The sequence below is a fragment of the Candidatus Phyllobacterium onerii genome (genome assembly GCF_028331445.1).
GTDB lineage: Bacteria > Pseudomonadota > Alphaproteobacteria > Rhizobiales > Rhizobiaceae > Phyllobacterium > Phyllobacterium onerii.
On record NZ_JAQMHX010000001.1, the window covers coordinates 1,126,261 to 1,143,976 of the forward strand.

Here is a 17,716-nt window from a genome sequence, read left to right on the forward strand (position 1 = left end):
GACGCAGGCATGTTTCTGCATGCTGCTCAAAGCCGCTGACCGACCTCGTAGTGGACCCGTAAGGCGACTCGCTGCGCTAGAAGAGAGGTAACTGCAATGACAAGCCGCAACGAAGCTCTCCAGTCGTTCGTCGACGCCGCGTTGGCTGCCTATAATGAGTTTGCGCAAGGACCGGAGTCGCTCTTTTCTCTTCAAAAGATATTCTCGGCACTGGAAAAACCCGGCACGGAGACGTTGCATCCGGGAAATAGATTGCCTGTGTGCTCTTATCTCGATAGCGCGCTCGAGGTTGACGCCGGGCACCAGACGCTGGGTCGTCTTGTCGACCAGTTCCGTAAGATTGAACCGTCCCTGGAATGGCGTCGTCGCTCAACCTACAACAACACAGCGAGCGAAAATTTTGTCGACGGCCATGCCAACGCAATGATCCTTGGCCCTGGCGGTTTTGAACAACGCACGGACGTGTGGCTCGGCGCTACCCTGCTGGCTCCGAATGTTCGCTACCCGGACCATGACCATTCGCCCGAGGAGGTGTACCTCGTTCTCTCGAAGGGAGAATTCAGACAGGGTATGGGTGATTGGTTTTCACCCGGTATTGGCGGTTCGTTCTATAATGTCCCCGACATCAAACACGCCATGCGATCCCTCGACAAACCGCTGTTTGCATTCTGGGCGTTGCGTACGGAAAAATCGCTGTAAACATTCCGGCTTCCGGGCGACCCATTTGGTCCAAATGTCCTTGTTTTCCTTGAAGAAATGCTTGGCCCCGTCTTCACCTATTGCCCGATTGTCAGTCATCTACGCCATCAGTTTGTTGACCGTATCGTTGCTCCAGGAGCGCTTCTTGAGATAATCCAGCACGACCAGAGCGACTTTTTCAGAGAAAGGCTTGGCCAGCAGTGTAACGGTTTCGCAAGCCCATCCCAGCGAGTGCGCGGCGCCCGCTTGTGGCCGTCGCTCGATTAGACGGGCTATGCCTCGATTTCGTGGCAAACCACTTCGATGTTGTGCCCGTCCGGACCAATGACGAAAGCTGCATAATAGTTCGCGTGGTAGTGCGGGCGCAGACCGGGTGCACCGTTGTCTTTGCCACCCGCCTCCAGAGCCGCGCGATAGAAGGCTTCGACTTGCTGACGATTCTCGGCCGTGAACGCCAAGTGAAGGTGCGCCGGCTTCTCCTCGGTTTGGTACAGGCACAATGAAGCCTTACCCTTTGGGCTAAGCTCGACACCGTATGTCGGCGGTCCCTCCGAGACAATAGCTACGCCGAGAGGTTCGAGTGCCTTGAGGAAGAACGCTTTACTCGCTGAATAGTCGCTGGCTCCGAATTTGACGTGGTCAAACATGAGTTCTCCAAGGAAGTGTGTGGGCCTGCCTGACGGAAGGACAACCGGAGCATGTCACAGCTGCCTTGCGGTCTGCATGCGCTACAAAGCAGTGCATCGCGCCGCTTTGCGTCTCAGACTTTAATGGCATGTCTCAGCTATTCATGGCAAGGAACAGAGGGCGGAGAGTCCAGAGGGGCAGTGCCCTTTGGGTGTTCGTCGTCCCTTTGACTTTCCCGAGAGCGGTCGGGTTCGCTTGCGATACAACTAGACGTTTCCAGCGAAAGACCACAAAAACAATAGCATAATGAAATTGTATGGTGCCCCCGGAGAGACTCGAACTCCCGACCCTCTGATTACAAATCGCAGTTTGAGGCCTATCACAGCCTCTCATTTCCTCCCACAAACCCTTGTGCTACTTGATGTTTTGGACGTTCGGCCTACATTAAGCCGAACAGAGGATATCACTCGTTATCACGGTTTTAGTATCCCCTGAAAGTCACCTTGGAGGGAAAGTCATGGCAACGCTATTCACAGACAAGACCGTCAAGAACTGGCCAGCGCCAAAGCCACGGCTCAACCAAAAAGGCGAAACCGTGGTTAACGTGAAAGAGGAAGCCGACAGCAAGGAGAAGGGCCTCTACCTTTTCGCGAGCTCGACCGGCGCAAAGAGCTTCGTGCACAAGTACCGCGTGGCGGGTAAGCTCAAGAAAATCGCGTTGGGCATGTATCCCGCCGTCTCTCTATCGGATGCGCGTGACGCTGTGATCGCCGCGAACAAACTCCGCAAAAATCCGGATGTTGCTGCCCGGATCGATCCCAAGGAACACCGCAAGGAACAGCTGCGCCAAGCCGCGATAGAGGCCAACAAAGATAAGATGCTCTTCAGGCCGCTGGTGGAACGCTATTTGAAAGAACATGCCTCCAAGCTGCGAAGCTACAAGACGATATCCGATGCGCTTGGCCTGAAGTCGGACGGCGAGGGCGGCTGGACCGTCATGCCGGGAACGCCTGTCGCTATCTGGGGCAAGCTACCGATCGACCGCGATCCGATGGAATGGCGTAAGGATGTTCGCGAACACGATTTAGAGGTCATAGCGGAAGGCCACAACGCCAAGGCCAAAAATGCCTTTGCCTACGTCCGCCACTTTTTCAACTGGCTATCCGAGAATGACATTCTGATCCATTCGCCGCTAGAAAACGTCAAATCCAAGGCCGTGGTAAAAGCCCGCAAGCGCGTCTTGCTCTACCGTCGCACGGCTAAAGGCTCGTCGGATGACGAGTTGCGCTGGCTCCTACAGGCCGCTGACACGTTGGGCTATCCGTTCGGCGATTGCTGGAAACTGATCGTCCTTACAGCGTCACGGCGGGAGGAGGTGGCAACGATGCAATGGGAGCACATCGACCGGGACAAGCGCGAGTGGTTCGTGCCAGCTGAAGCCATGAAGAATGGACAGGAACACTGGGTGCCGCTGTCTGATGCCGCTATGGCCGTTCTAGAGGGCCTGCCCACCTCGAAGGGTTATGTCTTTACCACGACCGGCGACACGCCGATTAGCGGCTTTAGCAAAGTGAAGAAGCGCTTGAATGCGGCCATGCAGGCGATTGCGAATGAGGAGCGCGGCGAGCCTGTCGATATCGTGAATTTCTGGACCCACGACTTACGCCGTACCGCTGCAACCGGCATGCAGAAACTTGGAACGCCGTCCGACGTGACAGAGGCCATATTGAGCCACAAGAGCCCGGAGAAGGCAGGCACGCTCAAAGATGTCTATCAGGTGGATGACTTGGCCGACGAACAGGAGGAGGCGTTGCAAGCGTGGGGTGAGGCCGTCCGGCGACTGGAACGCGGTGGCCCTCTGAAGCCACGCCATGACAACGTCATTCCGATACGCGAGGCGCAGCCTGCTTAGGCGCTGGTACGGTGGGAGCTTAATAACTGGACAGGGATTTGATAAGATGCACAATATCGCACTATGTAACTGACGGTTCTCAATAAGGATGCACAAGCATGGAAGGTGTACCGACCGACATATCGAGCAGTTTTTTATTTACACTTTATTTCTTTTTCTTGGCAGCATTTTTCGTTGCGTGCATATTTGGGGTTCTTGTCGTGATATATAAAGACAGACGCCGCGTATTTATAGACAAAGAAAACAATTATATAAGTTACTTTTTTGCTAATAGAAAGAAAGAGGCAACTATCCTTTCTATTATGTGGTCTGTCGCAGCGATAATGTTTATTGCATTGTTCATAGTCCTCTCTATCGCAAAGAGATAACTGCGACGCGTTTTGCCGTGAGACAGCCGGAACAGCCAAGAGCTGGGCAAATTGGTGGCTATGTAACTGATATATCAATTTGATCGATTTTACATATTGAAGGCTGAGATGCGTGCTTTCTTCGCCATCGTGGCAGGCAAAAAAGTTTCGTGCCAAAGCCCGCTTGCCCTTAAGGCGGCATGTTCACAACGCCGCTCACAGCCGCTCAAACCACATCGTCACATGGCTAAGATGGTTAGCGTAGCAGGCGCGGAGAGGTGGCCAACTTGGTGCGCGAGACTATGGCCTTGCGATACGCAATCAGAAGGCCCTAAAATAAGCCTTTGATATTGCTGCTGTTCCAGCCACGACGGGCCTCTGTTAATCTCAGGGGATACAGCTAGGGCCACTTCATTGCGGCAGAAAGTGGGCACGCTCGATGTGCTTGCGCTACGTGGGTAGGGGGTCGGCATGTTCCCCAGTGCCCGGCTCGCCCGGGCGGCTGAAGTCCTATGTGCCATGCATTGGCGGCGAATAGAAATTTAAAAAATGAAAAAAGCCCGTTCCACCGATTGATGACGAGGGCGAGGAGTGGGTAATTAATCTGTTACGGTTATATAATGGTGGCGTAACCGAAGAACCGGGGATCCGATGAGTATACTGAGTATATTGCTCCTTATTGTGCCCATGGCAGTCAATGGGTTTATCGTCATACACTATGACCTATATGATTTCGCAACCTCCAGATGGCGCTCTGCTTCTGGGCCGGGCATGGTCCGGGCGTATACATTGTTCTTCACCTGCTTTTTTCTTGGCTGGGCGTCGATCTACTTTTTTGTCAGAATGCAGGGACAATAGTGGGCCGGATCCTACGGAGCATTTGTACAACGGCTTCACACTCCGGCGTCTTTTTTCCACGCTACTTGCTGAATGAAATGGGCGGCCCGTCCGCGTCGCTCAGCGCCTTCTTGATCGCATGGAGAAAGACCTCAGGATCATCGGTCACGACCCGCACAGACTTTTCCTTCTTGAAAGCGTTCAAGCCTGAAAACTACAGCGTGCCAGTGCGTTCGCCATACTAAATTTCTTGCAGTTCGCGCAATCGCATTGCCTGTCTCCTAAGGACTGTTAGGCTGCCACTCTGATTGGGATTGCCCGTTCCGGCGAACAGAATTATCCTGTCTCTCGTGTTGCGATCACATCCAGCCTTGAGGCCCCCGCTCGCAATGCGCCTATCCGATTTCTCATCTTTGGCAATGCATCCGCGTCACCTGTGAACGCTGTAAGCACAGCGTCCTTATGGACCCCAAGGCCCTCTATCGCGCCGCGAAAAGCCCCGCGTCGATGAGCTTAACGGACATAGAAGCGAAGCTCCGATGCACCGCATGCACACGCAAAGGCGAGGTCAAAATCGAAATCGGGCCTAAGCCGGGCGTCGGTCGCGGCTAGGTACAAGCAAGGATTAAAACTTAGAACTGGCGTTTTCCGAAAAAATTGTTTGTATGTTGCTTGCCGATTAGGGGAAGCGGGGAAATATCATGAATGCAGAACGTTTACGCGAAATTGTCGATAAGCTTGTGGAAAAAGAAGATGAGTACAGAGTTCAAGAACTGCTTCACTCGGTAAGCACTTCTATAGCCAATTTGGCTGGGTCTCCGACTGATCCCTCGTTTCAGCAAGCTTACTCCAACGCATTTATACAGTTGGAAAGTGCCCTTATAAAAGCAGAGCTAGAGTTTACGCCTGCGCAGAAAAATCTCCTGCGGGAGATAAACGCGGAGAATCTGCTGTCGCGGGAGTTGAGCACACAGATTGAACTACTGATCCAGCATAACCCCGTGACTTTGTCGGTCGCGCAGAAAGAAATTACAGAGCTCGCCGATGCGAGGGAGAAATTTCTCAACCACTTGAGGCAATTGCAGGCGGCATTCGATTCACTCGGCGTGGAGGCCGCGACTGATCAAAAGCCTGAAATAGGCTTTTTGCTTCCCCGCTCGTTGTTCGACAATCATTTAGATAAGCTGATTGTCGAGTTGGGTGCCATCCGGAAAATCATCCGGGTGTTCTCTGAGGTTGCGACCGGATCAACCGAAGAAATCGAAATCAAGCAGATATCAACGTCCGATCCCCTTTTCTTCTTTGGCATCTCCGCGACCACAATTGCTGCACTTGGCGCTGCCACAACGTGGGCGCTGGACACGTGGAAGCGGGTTGAGGAAATCAATCAAATCCGAGCGAAAACGGCGCAGATTGAACAACTGAAGGATACCGACTTTCAGGACCTTCTCGACAAACAGATTAAGAAGACTGTCGCGGATGAGGTTGAAAAAAAGGTCAAAGAGCTAGTCAAGCTGAGTGAAGCGGATGCAGGACGTAAGCACGAACTGGAACAGCATTTAGAATGGGCGTTGAATTCGATCTACTCCCGCGTTGAGCGCGGCATGGAAATCGAGATTCGGTTTATCTCTCATCAAGCAATCCCGGAAGATGGGCCGCTTGATCCTGATGAAGAAAAAGCCATTACAAGCCTTCAGGAAATTGTCTCGCAGCTGGTCTTCCCCCAGATCAGCGCAACGCCAGTGACCCAGTTGCCGCCACCATCACCGAACGGCGACGTGACCGCCGCGCCCCCCGGCGAGCCCGACACGCCCGGCGTTGGTGGGAAGAAAGCCAGAGTGAAAAAGACCTGAGCGCCCTCGAACCGGCTGGGCACACATATTGGTGCGCGACGGGGGCTATCTTATTCCCTGAGCCGTTTACCGCACCACGTACCCGCAACGACACATCTCACGCTACATACCTCGACCTGTTATTAAGAGTGTCCTTCCTTTATAACAGAGCAAAGTATGTGGAACGCACGTGCCACGCGAGGGGCAAGCGGCTGAAGAAGTAAGTATACATGCCATCGACCATCAACATGGGTCATGCCGCTTTCTTCAGCGCGTGCCGTTCCTGTCGCTTCTGCCGTTGGCCTGCCCGTTTGGCTTGCGCTATTGCTATCGCATCACGAGACGCATCCGACATGCGGGGATTCGCACAGCGGTAAACTCGATTTCCACGTCGGTCGCCCTGACGATGTTCGATGCAGATTCCACGTTTTGCCATCTCTGCTATGACACGTGGTTCTCGTAGCCGCTCAAAGACATTTGAATTTTTCTTTGCTACCAGCCCGACCACTGCACCGAGTTGCTTCCATGTGGCCCTGCCGCCTTCCGGTGACGAGTTCGCGAGGCGTGCCAGTTCATTGACCAGCTTCACCTCGGTCGGCTTCAGCGTCATATCGGAGGCTGGCACCCAGTCGAGAATCTTTGCGCCGGGAAATATCTTAAGGAGAATCTCGTGGCCAACGCTCCGCTTACCGGCTTTCAGCGGATAGATAATGTGGAGCGTGCAGCCTTCGGGCACGTCGCCGTCGATGGTGCTTTTGCGGACCATGCCACGACCAACACCTTGAAATAGGTTGTGTGCGATTTCTCCCTTGTGGAATTTGGAAAGATCAGTTTCCGTGAACTCTTTCGTGACGGACATACCATATGAACCACGTGCCATCGCTTCGGCTTGCGCTCCGCTGTATTCCAGCATTCCGACCACGATCACATGCTTGATGTCTTTGTACTTGTTCGTGGCGAGGTGATAGCCCCACGTCAGGAAGTGCAGCGGTGGACCCGACCGGCCTCCACCGGCCATGCGACGTGCCACGGCGTCTTTGATTGTGACTTCCATACGTTGGGTGTTCTTGCGATCTTTCGAAACGCTGCCGTGCTTGCGGATGATGAGTAGAATAGGCTCATCAGGATCAGCGTAGGCGATCAAGTCCGCGATACCGTCTGCAAGCGTCAGCCGCTTTGAATTGACGTTGTGGAACGTTTTGCCTGCACCGTGATCCCAATGGTAGATGGTCAGGTTTTTGTAAGTCTTCTTGGCGGCAGGCAGTCGAACGAGGTTCTTTCGGCCTATTTCCCAGGCGTCGTACACCACTCGTATGTCGGCGCTGGCATCGAGGACAAGCAGCGGCTCGAAATGGGGTGGCAGGATTTCCTCATAGTGAAGGACGGTCGCGCCACTATACACATCGTGGCGAAGATTCGCTCTGCCGTCTTCCATGTGAACAAGGGACTCTACGGTTTTTATGGCGTCGTCACTGCCATATAGATCGGGATATTTCTCTGGGTTGGGCAATTGTAGGCATGGCACATCGATTATGCCATCTCCCAAAGTCTTCATTTCCGTGACGAGTGCGTCCAGAGCATCGGCCTGTTCTTTGAAGCCCTTTCTGAGCAATGGCTTTTTCAAATGGTCGATATCGTAGGCCGTCACGACGTGCGGCAGCGCTGGAATGATAGCTTCATCCCAAACACGAACTGCCCTCGGCTGTCTTTGGAATTTGAAATTTGGCATGTTCTTAAATGACGGAATGTCGGTCTTGCTGGCGACGGCGTGGAGTTTCTGTTGCGTGGTGAACAAGACCTGCGCCCGCATGTGTCTGGCATCGTCCTCCAATGTGTCGAGACCGACGCCACGGCTGTTCAAGTCTGTGTTCTTTGCGCCGGTACGAACCGCGTATTGATAGTCCTGAAGTCCCATCGCTTCGATGAGTACCGGAATCTGGTCAAGCGTGTTCGTTAGAATCAGAATGCCGACAGGATTCCCAGTGGTCTCACCTATGCGGATGAGTTCTTTGGTGCATTCAATCAACGTGGTCGTTTTGCCAATGCCGGTCGGCAAGCCGGACAGGTAGTATTTGGGAATTGCCACGCCCAGCGCCATCGCCTCGATTATCTGGATTATGGCGCGAAGGCCTATCCAGTGCTTTTCGGAGGGTGCATGTCCCCATTCCTCGAAATTCTTGCGCATGGCAGCTTCGACATTCGAGGCAAAGGTCGCGTATTCCGGATGCACGTGATGGAGTTGCTTGATTGAAGCGGCTATCAGCTTGAGCGTCATATTCATTTATGCCGCCTCCTTCCGCGCACGCGATTCTTCCCAAGCGATGAGATCGCTCAAGCGCCGGTAGGGATGTTCGGAAAGGGGGACAGACTGCGGAAAGCCTCTTGCTGGATCGTGTTGCCAGCGGAACAACGTCATGCTGCTTATGTTGCCGCAGCGTTGGCGGACTTGTTTACCGCTCAGGTAGCGTTCATCATCGCGGCTTATAACCGCGACGGCAGAGTTCATCTAATTGCGATGCGACTTGTCGGCAAAGCCGTGCGCACCATTGGTTCCTTCTTCATGGGGGGATCACCTCCTTGTTACGAGCCACACCCTGCTGGCTCAATCTTTCGGTGAAGTAGGAAACACGTGACTCGTTTTCAAGGCCTCATCGTTTGCACGGTCCGTGGACCGCACTGGGATATGGTGTGGCCCCTTCCATAGATGTTTTCCGATGCGGCCATTTTTGAGGACTGCAAAAGAGTGCCAGAAGCGGCCAACTTGACCGGTCTCATTTAATCTGGGTCGGGGTGACTACGGCAGAAAATCAGCAGCTGCGTCTGATCGCTAGTGACAGATGAGGCGAATAAAGCGGCTGAAACTCTCTTGCCAGCAAAACCTTCAATTGTTCTTGGTTACCTCTAAATGAGAACTTACTGCGCATGTGAACATACACGATTGGGAATATGTAATCCTTCCCAGAGACGATCATTTCAAGCGGCAGCGAACTCGCTCTCGTCCTTGCTTCCTTCCGCATGACTGAGAATTCGAGAGATTTTCCTTCTCGTCGAACCTGTCGTATCACGTCTGACATACGCTTTCGAATTTTCTTAGGATCAATAAGGTTGTTCGATGTAAACTCCATTATAGAAATTCCGACAGTTTGAATTTTGGAGCAAATTAGATGAGTCGCGGCATAAACTATAAATAGTTCCCTTAGTAAGTGCTCATAGGTTTCTATTAAGTTCTGATAATCAAGCTTAGTTGCTACTGCATGTCTGGATGCCGTAACGGAACAATCAAGACCAATTTCGACAAGACTCTGTTCTCTAACGATGATGTTTTCAGAGCAATAAGCTCTCAGCCGATGAAGATACCTCAGTCGAGGCTTTTTCCGACCTAGAAGGTGATCGTAGTCGCCATCGATGATGTAAAGCCTCCTACGGCCATCTGCCTGTTGGTCGCGGCGGCACGCATCAACCACTCGGTCTCTGCCTCTTAGAGGTGTTACACTCTCCAGACGTATGTGTGGAGGAACAAGTTTCTGAATCAGCCGCAGCCACATTGTTGGATTTGCTGTGTCTTCGACGAAAATTTCGATATCGTTATATGCGGCCTTCAAGAATCCGATCGCGCGGACAGCCCTAGCGGAATAGCTAATCATGATGTCAGCTCAATTTGCTAAATTGGCGGGAAATGTCGACGCAGCTAGCGACTTTCTCGAGTATTATCGAGGGTGAATGCGTCGCGAGCACATACTGCACGTTCGAATTCGCTGATATCATGCTTTCAACTAACAATTCTTGCCATTGTAAGTGCAACGACAATTCCGGTTCGTCGATGATAAAAACATTATCTTTTTGCGCCAGTGGGTTGAATGCGAGTTGCGTTAGTATAACAAAAATTTGAGCCTCTCCTGACGAAAGCGATGTTATTTGGGACTCATGTTGCACGCCCTGAATTTTTACAGACAGGTATCCTTTGTCCGTAATGGCGATTTCTTTCCCGCTGTCATTTAAGAATCTGTTGACCAGTTCCAAATACTTTGTTGTTGGAAGTAAAATTTCATCTCTCAACGAATTGTACTTCCTTACAGTCGCTGATAGAGCTTTGATTCTCCGCAAATAGGGCTGTTTGCCGGACCAAGTAAACAATTTGTTTAACATGGCAGTGCCCTGCTTGTGTTGAAGTGCGTCCTCGACGTTTGTTTTCGTTGGTATTTTTGAAGCCAACTCGGCTAGCTCGTCCAGGAATGGTCCCATACGTTCGCGTACCTCGTCCTCAGGTAGTCGCAGTATCTTTGCAAGGCCGTCGAGGTCACCCTTGGTTCTGGTAATCTCCCTCCGATCGGCGTCGCTGGGAGCGCTCAACTTGTACCGATCGCTATCGTCAAAGGTAATGAGATTGAGCAGAATTTCTTGTTGAAATTGCTCTGCTAACTTTCCAGACTCGATGAGAGCATCGCGATACTTTGTTTCCGCGAGGTCACACGCTTCAATTAAACTGCGGGATAGCGACGCCCCGAAAATATTTCGGCTTAAACGGGCGTACCGCAGATTTGCGCGAGGTCTGCGCACATCGTCTTCAATTCGGGCGCGCCGATCGAGCCCTAGAAACATTGGGGTCGGCAGCGCAGCGATCGCCCGCAAGGTAGGGTGGCTGCTCATCGCGGCTTGTACTTCGCGGTAATGTTCAGACTCTGCCTCAACCAACGCTGCACTAGGGAAGTCATGATCGGACAAGTATCGGGGATATTTGAGGTCTTCTTTTACTGAAGAAACCTTAAAGATTATCGAATCTTCACGCTTCTGCGATCTTATTTGTAGTTTCCGACCTTGATGCTCTAGGTCGACGGACAAATTCTTATAGTCGAGATTAGCCAGCGTCGCGAGGTTCGGGCTAATCAGAGCAACAATCGCATTTAGAGCTGTTGTCTTTCCGCTTCCATTTATGCCGGTCAGGAACGTCAAATTGTCCAAAAAATTGAAATCAAGATCGAGATATCCGTGGATTCCTCGACCAACAAACTTATTTAGCTTCATGCAAATTCCCCCACTGCCGTTGTCGTAACCAATACAGTCATAAGAGCAGATGTCCAGAGACTGAGACGGGCGAAAAGTGCAAATTATCACTGACGGTGACGCAACCATCACGATAGTCAAGCGGATCCGATAGGCAGTCGCTTCAGTGGTTACCACGGAGATATTACGCACCACCGGCGGGCGGTGCTCTGTTTGGTGCTGGCAACTGCTGTTGCAGGGTGTGTTCAAACGTCCGAATCAGATAATGCAGCGACAGCATCAGAACACTAAGCAGGCGACCACGGTTGCTCAACAATCCTGAGACCATCTTCAAGGCGAAACCAAAAAGGTTGAGTGGGTGTTCGGAATTAACCACCTCGTCCTCCGAGGATCAAACGCCCCCAATTCCTATCTAGACCGCAGTGAGTGCCGCGACCTCGGTCTCGCAGAGAGGGTAGCGACGTTTTTGCTAAATTGCGTCACTCGTGTTCAACAAACACGAGCAATTCGCGCGGCAACGGCGAGTGGATATCCATGTGGCGCGATTTGTGACGTCAGAGAAAGAAAAGTAGGCAAAGTTATTCTGAACGGCTGGATAGCATGAGCTACCACCTAAGAGCTGAGAAAGCTGGCGCTCAAGGACTTGTGTAACAACATCTGGGGACGAGGCGGCTGAAAACTCTAGAAGATATACTTTGACCTTCCCTAGTAACAGCAAAACAGGCATCATTGATAGAACGATGCGTGAACATTTTGAGGAGTCATGGTGGCTGTAGCAGATAGATCGACAACCGGGGGGAATTGGCAGCAAGCCGCCGTTACACGGCTAAAACGCGATGCCCACGCAGAGATATCGTGCCAAGACAATCTTAAATTCATGAGGGCGCTGCCTGCCGGCTCCATGAAGTTGATTGTCACTTCCCCTCCATACAACCTCGGCAAGGAATACGAGGAGCGGAGATCCCAGGAACGCTACATCGAAGGACAAGCAGCTTGCATTGCCGAAGCGGTAAGGCTTCTTCATCCCAATGGGTCGATCTGCTGGCAGGTTGGCAACCACGTTGATGATGGAGAGGTGTTCCCGCTCGACATTGTTCTTTACCCGCTTTTTAAGAATCATGGACTACATTTACGGAATAGGATTGTTTGGACGTTCGGCCACGGGCTTCATTGCCAAAAGCGTTTCTCCGGCAGGCACGAGACCATTCTTTGGTTCACACGATCAGATGAGTACACATTCAATCTGGATCCCGTTCGTGTCCCGTCTAAGTATCCTGAAAAGAAGCACTTCAAGGGGCCAAACAAGGGAAAAATTTCGAGCAACCCATTGGGAAAAAACCCCGCCGACGTGTGGGATATTCCGAATGTAAAATCAAATCATGTGGAGAAAACAGACCACCCCTGCCAGTTCCCCGTCGGGCTGGTAGAGCGACTAGTCCTCTCATTGACTAACAAGGGCGACAAAGTACTTGATCCCTATGTAGGCGTTGGATCTTCCGCGATCGCTGCCCTGAAACATGGGCGCGATGCTTATGGCTGCGATTTGGATCAGGCGTATATCGACGTTGCTTGGGAGCGCATTCACCAGCTGCGTGCTGGCGAACTGAGAACGCGGCCGATGAACAAGCCCGTCTATGATCCGAGCGCCAAGGAAATCGAATGAAGCTAGCGTTCACTTATGACGATCACCACAACTCGGGTGCGGTTTGGGGACGACGGGACCTGAAGGAATGGCTGACCGGCGTCTTTGAAGCCCCCGCGGTCCACATCGAGAAAAACTCACGGCCCACGCTGCGTATCCGCGAGCATGTGGAGAACGAGTTTATTAACGAGGGCTGGGCGATGAATGTCCGGCTTGATCAAGACCTGATGCTCACGGTGTTTGCCTTAAAGGAAGATCTTGCCTTTCAGTTGCAGACGGGAAATATGAGCCGTGCACCCTACGACCTACTGAAGCTCCAATATTTGTTTCAGAAGGGACGCATCGAGGCTGCGGCCATTGCTTTACCGAGTAAGGATGCGGCAGGCGTGATCGGCGACAACATTGCAAACGCAGAACGCGTCTGTCGGGAACTGAAGCTTTTCGATCGCGTAATCACCGTTCCAATTCTCGTTGTGGCGTTCGAGTGAGGCAATAATGAAATATGAAATCAAACTGACGACGCGGTCAGAGCGGGAAGCGCTCATCAAGAACCGTATTGAAGCGTCTACGGAAACCGATGTGCTCTACGACTTTCGAGGTGATAAGACCCCACTGAAGATTGCGAGCTTGCCGGTCGACCTGCCTGTCTACAGGATGGACAACTGTCGCACGTTCTCCGAACAGCAGGATGCAATCGGAAAAGAAGGACTTGATCACGGATATTTTTCCAAGGGCCAAGAATCCACGATGGTCCAAACCGTTCAGCACAGCATCCTTGCGAAGCTGGCAAAGCGTGAGTCTGCCTCAGTATCGTCTATCGTCGATGTTCTGAAAAAGGAAGGTCAGCGGACTGCCATCTTGATAACGAGTACCGGTGTCGTCGTGAACGGCAATAGGCGCCTTAGCGCCATTCGAGAACTGTATGCTGCCGAGGAATCAGTGACTTCACGGTGGGCCTACGTTCGGTGCATGGTTCTACCGCCCGATACCACACCCGATGAAGTCGATGACATCGAGGCCAATGAGCAGGCGCGACCGCAGACAAAGCTCGAGTACGATTGGATTGGTGATGCACAGCTTGTCCGCCGTCAGGTGAATAAGGGCCGAACGGCCAAACAGGTTGCAGATCAGCTTCGCCGTAATGAGCCGGACATCAAGAATCTGCTCCAGTCTATCGACGAAGCGGATCTCTATCTGAACGAGTGGGCAAAGAAACCTGGCCAATATTCTCTGGTGAGCGGCGATGCGCAGCAGATTTTCGGAGATCTGCCTAAAAAGTTATCGAACAAGCCGGTTGCGCTACAGAATGCGAGTCGGGCGATTGCTTGGTCCTTGTTTGATAACCGTGACCAGATTCCAGGGAGGCTATATGCGTTAAACGCGGCCTTCGGGCAGCTCGCTGAAGAGGTTTTGACCGACGTCGCCGATCAGCTCGATATCTCGACAAGCGCCCCAGCTGGAGCCGAGCCTGACGAGGAGGAATTGGGCTTCGATCTGGACATACAGACTCCGGATACACCCCAGGATTTCGCCGGGGTCGTCAATGCATTGCGTAACGATGACACCCGGGAGGAGGCTGTCGAAGCCCTGATCGAGGCTGCTCAGAACTCGATTGAGAAGGAGAGGGGGAAGAAATCCAGCAACGCTGCGCTGAAGGGACTGGCACAAGTTCATGCCAAATTGGCTGGCGTCGATCTCTCCACAGCCAGCGCGGGGACCTATCCTGCTATTGGTAAGCAGCTCGTATCTATCCGCGATTTGTTGTCGAAGCTCGACAAGAAGCTCGAAAATCTTAAGGCAGGTTCTTTGGGACCTTCCTGAATAGGCGCGTAATGACCATTGATGCCTCAAACGTAAGTGTTGAGTACCTGGCAGGAAACGTGGGCCGGCTGTCGGTGCTGCCTTCTGACTCTAGTGTCCCCATCTGGTCCAGGATCAAGCTGTTCGTAGTGTCGAGGAATATTGACGCGCAACTGACTGATACGTCTGTTCAGCTATCGTGGCCGGATATGTTGACCATCATTCGTGAATTTGGATCACGCACGATCCAAAAATCACTCAATTTTCGTTTCCGACCAAATGGGATTGCATCTGAGAAGCTCCAGGCATTTGCAGCCGAAATCAGACAGACACGCATTCAACAGACTACGCTTCAGTTGAGCATAACCCCTGATCAGATTGAGGCTCAGCTGATCGATTTGAGTTTTACCGAGCGTAAGCTGAAATCATTCCAGCTTCGTGACCTCTCGAGACTTCTGTCGCTTTCAAATGGGGCAAATTTTTCGGTGCCGGGGGCAGGGAAGACGACTGTGCTCTTTGCCCTGCACATGCTTACCCGGAAACCAGGCCAGCATCTCTTCGTCGTTGCTCCGAAGGCTGCATTCCAGGCATGGCGAGATATCGTCGACGAGTGCATGGCGCCTGACGCGCCGAACAATGTTACGGAACACTTTACTGTACTGGACGGGACAGAGGAGAGTACGGCTGCTGCCCTGGTATCGGGCGCGACCCGTTTTCTCATGTCATATGACCTGATGCTCCGCCAACAGGGAGTGATAACCGCCCACTTGGCCAGGAAACCTGTCCATCTAGTTCTGGATGAAGCGCACCGGATGAAGGCTGGCTTCCAGTCACAGCGTGGTGCTTTCCTTTTGAATGTCGCCACACTTCCCGTCCGGCGCGACATTCTGACCGGGACGCCTATGCCTCAGGCTGCTTCGGATATTCAATCGCAGCTCGATTTTCTTTGGCCCGGTCATGGTTATGGACTGGAAGTTTCACGCGGTCGACCACCGCGGGAGGTGCTGGGAAATCTCTATGTGCGCACTACCAAGCAGGAGCTCGGGCTTCCTCCCGCAAACCGGTATTTTGTGGATGTAGCGATGAAGCCGGGGCAGCTTGCCCTCTACTCGATCATTCGTAGCGAGTTTCTCCGGCAGTTCTCAGCCTCCGTAAACCACGAAATGGGCCAGGTTCAGTTTTTGAAGGCCCGGCGATCTGTGATGAGGCTGCTACAGCTTTCGGTCAATCCGAGCCAAGCGCTGACCGCAATGGGAAATGACGATTACGAAATTGCGCCAGGAATCGCTGATGCTGTCATGGAAGAGGGTTATTCTGCGAAGATGGCCGCGGTCATGGACCATGCGCGCAAGTTGGCCCGGCGCGGCGAGAAAGTGGTGATTTGGACCATCTTCACCGAAACGATTAGGTCGCTGGCATCTGCTCTCGTTGACCTAAACCCTGTTACATTGCACGGCGGCGTTCCCTCAGGGTCAGACCAGGATCCCGGTACCAGAGAAGGACGTGTACGTCGTTTCCATCTTGATAGCAGTTGTAGTGCTCTAATAGCCAACCCTGCAGCGGCAGGAGAGGGGATCAGCCTTCATAAGATATGTCACAACGCGATCTACGTGGATCGGAGCTACGTATCCACCCACTTTCTTCAGTCGATCGACCGCATCCATAGGCTTGGCCTCGAGCCGGGACAAAAGACCGATATCTTCGTCTACCGATCGAAGGCCCCACCTGAAATTGGTAGCGTGGATCTGTCGGTCAGTCGCCGACTGGCGGAAAAAATCCGCAACATGCAGATTCTCCTCGACGATCCGGATCTACATGAGATCGCCTTCGCCGAGGAAGAGGCCGATGACCCAATCGATTACGATGTCAATTTTCAAGACCTGATCGATCTGATTGCCGAACTTGAAGGCAGGATGCCGGTCTCGGTAGATGAAGGCGAATGAACTTCGGAATTCCTACAGAGCGGGTGTTTTCTCTTTCGGCGTTTGAAGGAGTGCGCCTCCTTCGGGGATATGCTGTCAGGCATCCCGATCTGCCGACTCCGGAAGTCCTCGCTCTCATAGAGCGACTAGAACCGGACGGCGTGAATTTAGATCTGGAAGCCTCTGCATATCTGACCGAAATCGTAGATCCTGGCTGCCCCTTGCAGGGCGTGGTCTTCTACCAATCATGTATTTCTGCGGTTGTTACAAAGCATCAGCCCCTCTGGTCAAAAGCAATGCGGCAAGGCCGTATGCGCTTCTTGGATTCGCTCACAAGCGACGATGATCGAGACGTTTTCAAAGCTGCGGGCCTGGCGGACGTCCCTCCTACCCGCGATGTTGTTATGTGGTGGGACGGGATCAGCGCTCACGCCCGGCTTCTTGCGGACACTGCCAGAATGGATCAAGCGAGAGAAGCAGAGTTACTGACCATTGAGCATGAAACGGCTCGCATGACAAAGCTAGGAATCAATGCGTCGCCCGTTTGGAAAGGACTTGACGATAACTGGGCCGGGTATGACGTCCTCGCATTTGACTTAGGAGAATTCGGACTTGTAAACAAAATGATCGAAGTGAAGTCGACTACCGTCACTCCTTTGAAGTTCATCGTTACGCGAAATGAGTGGGAACAGGCGAAGAAGTTTGGTCCTGCGTACATCTTCCATATCTGGGATATGAGCAAAATGCCTCCAGATCTGCATGTAAGAACTCAAGCGGAAATCGCTCTCCACATCCCGAGCGACAACGAAAAGGGACGCTGGTCACAAACTGAGGTTCCGGTTGGAGGAGCTAAATGATCGCATGCTGGGATGGGCTCACTAGTTTGGATACACAGTCCTTGCCTCCGGGGTCAGATTGGTATCCAGACGGGCCGAAGCTAGCAGTTAAATTTGCCCGAATTTCAAAGACCGGCGTCTCAGCTGATGGCGCGGCTTTTACACATTTCGCTAGCTATATAGGGAAGGCTGCATCCAGCCACTCTTGTAATATTATCACCTTGCCACAATCTTCTACGTAGCGACGCATTTTCTGCGTCA

Annotated in this window: 13 protein-coding genes and 1 pseudogene; 8 read left to right on the top strand and 6 right to left on the bottom strand. The window is 52.5% G+C overall.

Translation table 11 applies throughout. From position 1 onward, the window contains the following. Positions 1–96: 96 nt before the first annotated feature. Positions 97–699, top strand: a complete 603-nt coding sequence (locus tag PHA01_RS05405; RefSeq protein ID WP_271893839.1) for a dimethylsulfoniopropionate lyase — start codon at positions 97–99, stop codon at positions 697–699. A gap of 15 nt (positions 700–714) precedes the next feature. On the opposite strand, the pseudogene PHA01_RS05410 reads toward PHA01_RS05405, so the two are convergent. Both PHA01_RS05410 and PHA01_RS05415 read right to left on the bottom strand, forming a co-directional pair. After that, positions 715–906, bottom strand: a pseudogene (locus tag PHA01_RS05410) (glycine betaine ABC transporter substrate-binding protein); the annotation flags it as partial. A gap of 65 nt (positions 907–971) precedes the next feature. Then, positions 972–1,346, bottom strand: coding sequence for a VOC family protein (locus PHA01_RS05415; protein WP_271893842.1), 375 nt, complete (start codon positions 1,344–1,346; stop codon positions 972–974). 497 nt (positions 1,347–1,843) lie between these two features. Here PHA01_RS05415 and PHA01_RS05420 point away from each other — a divergent pair, with 497 nt between their 5' ends. Further along, positions 1,844–3,238, top strand: coding sequence for a tyrosine-type recombinase/integrase (locus tag PHA01_RS05420; protein WP_271893845.1), 1,395 nt, complete (start codon positions 1,844–1,846; stop codon positions 3,236–3,238). A gap of 1,885 nt (positions 3,239–5,123) precedes the next feature. After that, positions 5,124–6,275: a hypothetical protein gene (locus PHA01_RS05425; protein WP_271893847.1), complete on the top strand. Its 1,152-nt coding sequence runs from the start codon at positions 5,124–5,126 to the stop codon at positions 6,273–6,275. A 232-nt stretch (positions 6,276–6,507) separates the two neighbouring features. On the opposite strand, the gene PHA01_RS05430 is transcribed toward PHA01_RS05425, so the two are convergent. The 4 genes from PHA01_RS05430 to PHA01_RS05440 form a co-directional block, all read right to left on the bottom strand. Next, positions 6,508–8,535: a hypothetical protein gene (locus PHA01_RS05430; RefSeq protein WP_271893848.1), complete on the bottom strand. Its 2,028-nt coding sequence runs from the start codon at positions 8,533–8,535 to the stop codon at positions 6,508–6,510. A 526-nt stretch (positions 8,536–9,061) separates the two neighbouring features. Further along, on the bottom strand, positions 9,062–9,898 hold the full coding sequence (locus PHA01_RS29330) for a DUF4435 domain-containing protein (protein WP_417020904.1): 837 nt from the start codon (positions 9,896–9,898) through the stop codon (positions 9,062–9,064). Between the two features lie 4 nt (positions 9,899–9,902). Further along, positions 9,903–11,276, bottom strand: coding sequence for an AAA family ATPase (locus PHA01_RS05435; RefSeq protein WP_271893850.1), 1,374 nt, complete (start codon positions 11,274–11,276; stop codon positions 9,903–9,905). 163 nt (positions 11,277–11,439) lie between these two features. After that, positions 11,440–11,631, bottom strand: a complete 192-nt coding sequence (locus PHA01_RS05440; protein WP_271893852.1) for a hypothetical protein — start codon at positions 11,629–11,631, stop codon at positions 11,440–11,442. Between the two features lie 387 nt (positions 11,632–12,018). Here PHA01_RS05440 and PHA01_RS05445 point away from each other — a divergent pair, with 387 nt between their 5' ends. The 5 genes from PHA01_RS05445 to PHA01_RS05465 are packed head-to-tail and all read left to right on the top strand — an operon-like array spanning position 12,019 to position 17,476. Then, positions 12,019–12,918, top strand: coding sequence for a DNA-methyltransferase (locus PHA01_RS05445; RefSeq protein WP_271893854.1), 900 nt, complete (start codon positions 12,019–12,021; stop codon positions 12,916–12,918). Next, entirely contained in the window at positions 12,915–13,385 is a 471-nt protein-coding gene (locus PHA01_RS05450; protein WP_271893855.1) for a BglII/BstYI family type II restriction endonuclease, read from the top strand. Before PHA01_RS05445 ends, PHA01_RS05450 begins: the two co-directional genes overlap by 4 nt. Positions 13,386–13,392: 7 nt before the next feature. Beyond that, the gene (locus PHA01_RS05455) at positions 13,393–14,718 is read left to right on the top strand and encodes a hypothetical protein (RefSeq protein ID WP_271893856.1); all 1,326 of its coding nucleotides are present in this window, start codon (positions 13,393–13,395) and stop codon (positions 14,716–14,718) included. Positions 14,719–14,729: 11 nt separating this feature from the next. Next, entirely contained in the window at positions 14,730–16,640 is a 1,911-nt protein-coding gene (locus tag PHA01_RS05460; RefSeq protein WP_271893857.1) for an SNF2-related protein, read from the top strand. Next, a complete protein-coding gene (locus tag PHA01_RS05465) occupies positions 16,637–17,476 on the top strand; it encodes a protein NO VEIN domain-containing protein (RefSeq protein WP_271893858.1) in 840 nt (279 codons plus the stop codon). The genes PHA01_RS05460 and PHA01_RS05465 overlap by 4 nt, the downstream gene beginning before the upstream one ends. Positions 17,477–17,716 lie beyond the last annotated feature (240 nt).